This is a genomic window from Neorhizobium huautlense (genome assembly GCF_002968575.1).
In the GTDB taxonomy this organism is placed as follows: Bacteria; Pseudomonadota; Alphaproteobacteria; order Rhizobiales; family Rhizobiaceae; genus Neorhizobium; species Neorhizobium huautlense.
This window is the reverse complement of sequence record NZ_PVBM01000078.1, coordinates 1-2,199: the sequence shown is the minus strand read 5'-3', so window position 1 is coordinate 2,199 and position 2,199 is coordinate 1. Positions and strand designations below refer to the sequence as shown.

Genomic DNA, 2,199 nt, shown 5'->3' with positions numbered 1-2,199 from the left:
GGCGCCCCTTTCGCGCTATCGCAGCTCGGAGGGCCTCAGAGTTGAGGTCGCTGGCGCGGATTTGATACGGGGCGCCGGGAACTACCTGCTCGGCAGACAACACGTTCGTCTTGATCAGATGTCGAATCCGATGATTGGTCACGCCCAATACCGCCGCAGCCTCGGTCATGGTCAGCCATTCGCCGTCTTTGTCGGCTGATTTGTATGCGTGAATGGCGCGTACCCGCCTCACCGAAGCGACACGGTGCGCGGTCCAGGTTTTCCCTTGCCCCGTCGGCATGCCCATTCGATTGAGCGACGCGGCGATATGTTCATCGGACCAGCGGCCAGCCATGCTCCGCATCACCGCCAGAGCATCCTCTGCGGTGGCGCATCCGTGTTCGCCACTCTGAGGTTTGCGGACCCTGAGATCTGAATGCTGACCACCCTTCCAATGGATCGTCAGCACCACGTCACGCACCGCATCGTCGACATCAACGACAATGTCGGCGATGAGCGTACGCAGCAGTTGCTGGCGCACGCGCATAGTCACATCCGGCGAATCCCAGGCCGACTGCAGGTTGTCAGCTAAATTCGCGAAGGTGGCTGGGTCGACCTCGATGGTCGAAGGACTTTCGGCAGGCTTACACCCTTCCAGATCCCGCACACGGCGGAGCGCCGTTTCCCAATTCTTCTCAAGCTGCGCGGCAATGAGACGGTTGTCGGGAACGCATGCCGCATAACGCCGCTCGGCAAGGCTTGCCTCGTAGCGGGCCTGCCGCAGTTCCAGGTCGTGGATGTGGCGCTGTTCTTCCTGTCGCTCCCGGTGCATTCGCTCCGCTTCAAAAGTCGCCTCGATCGCCAATGGTTCTACCGCGCGCAACAACTCGCGCGCAACCGCCGCATCGATCCGCGGACCGCCGAACGTCATGCATCGAGGCAAGCCCATCATCAGGTTTGGCTTGTCGCAGCGATAGACGGGCCGGCTTTGCGGATTCCCCGTATAGGCAACACTCAGTCGCCGTCCACATCGACCGCAAGTCAGGAGGCCCGATAACAATGCTCTGCCGCCGCGGCCCGATTTGGTCCCGCCCGAGCGGCCATAATTGTTCAGCGCGAGTTGCTGTTGGTTACGCTCGTATTCGTCCCAACTGATGTAACCTTCGTGATGGTCCCTGATCATCACTTCCCATGTGCTCGCCGGCTTGCCGTGCCCGTAGCTGCGCCGCGCCCTCCCATCAACGATGGCAGTCCGCTTCTCGCTCTTTCCATAGACGTAGACGCCGGCATAGAAGGGGTTCTTCAGGATGCCGATCACATTCCGGTAACGGACTGGGGTCCAGACAAAGCTGGTCATGCGACCTTCGTCCGACGGTCGCGGGAAATGGATATTGTCCCGTGTCATCGACAATAGTACCTGGCGTGCGCTTCCAAGCTCATGGAAGCGGGCGAAGATCGACCGGATCACCTCCTGCAATCGCAGATCGGGATCAAGCCCGAGCCCCGCTTCTCGATGCCAGATGTAACCGAATGGAACGGAAAGTCGCAATTCTCCACGGCGCGCCTTCGATCTGGCGGCGTCGAGCATGCGGGCTCTGAGCACGCCGAGTTCGAACTCGCTTATACTGCCCTTCATTCCCAGCAGGAGCCGATCATTGGGTCGACACGGATTGTAGACGCCGTCATGGTCAATGACACGGGCTTCGACCAGGCCGCATAATTCGAGCAGGTGATGCCAATCGCGGCCGTTGCGGGCGAGCCGAGAGGCATCGAAGCATAAAACGGCGCCAACCTTGCCGGCGCACAACAGCGCGACAAGACGGTCGAAGCCGGGACGCGCGACCGTTCCGCTCGCAGAGCGTCCGAGATCGTCGTCTATGGTCTCGATGTCGCTGAAGCCGTGTTGTCGCGCAACGTCAACAAGATCATACTGCCTTCGCTGGCTTTCCAGATTGGTCATCACCTGCGACTGAGAGGATTGCCGGACATAGACGACGGCTTTGCGCGAGAGCAGCGCGGTCGGAATCATATCATTGCTGGTCATCGTTGAACTCCTCGACGACGAGACCTGCGGCCTGCATCAGCAGGCAAGCCAGCGTTAATATCGCCTTCTTGCGATCCTTGTCGCTCAGTCCGTCCAGCGTCCGGCTTTGGAATACCAGGTCGAGCTGCCGGCCCGACGCCGGTATCAGCGTATTGCGGGTTCTCATGATGGTCCTC

At 60.4% G+C, this 2,199-nt stretch carries 2 protein-coding genes; both read right to left on the bottom strand.

What is annotated here, in order from left to right; translation table 11 throughout:
* Positions 1–2,023, bottom strand: a 2,023-nt coding sequence (locus tag C5L12_RS27605; RefSeq protein ID WP_105375160.1) for a recombinase family protein, incomplete at its 3' end; no start/stop codon positions are given.
* Positions 2,010–2,199 (bottom strand): hypothetical protein (locus C5L12_RS27600; protein ID WP_342588650.1); only part of this gene is annotated, 190 nt, incomplete at its 5' end. The genes C5L12_RS27600 and C5L12_RS27605, both read right to left, overlap by 14 nt.